Below are 284 nucleotides of genomic sequence, written 5' to 3' on the forward strand. Positions count from 1 at the left end.
ACGCCCCACAGAGCCGCGCTCCGCCATCTGTTCCAGCTTTGCCTCATAGGCTTGTAGAACAGCGGTGTTGAGCTGTTCTCGGAACTCCTTTGTGACAGGGTAGGCCATATCCCGGTAGCCGCCTTTGCCGTCCGGCTGGCTGGGCATCCCAAGAAAGAGGCCCTTGCTGCCCTGTACGATTTTCAGATTTTCCACCACAAAGCAGTCATTGAATTTCACGCTGGCAAAGCCCATGAGGTTTTTCACAGGTTCGATGACCCGCACGCTTACATCCAGCTTTATAG

General features: G+C 54.6%; 1 protein-coding gene. It reads right to left on the bottom strand.

Annotated elements, in window-relative coordinates:
* Positions 1-284 (bottom strand): SpoVG family protein (locus PG722_RS13965; RefSeq protein WP_270580891.1); only part of this gene is annotated, 284 nt, incomplete at both ends.

It is taken from the genome of Butyricicoccus sp. OF27-2pH9A (assembly GCF_027693185.1).
Lineage (GTDB): Bacteria > Bacillota > Clostridia > Oscillospirales > Butyricicoccaceae > Agathobaculum > Agathobaculum butyriciproducens.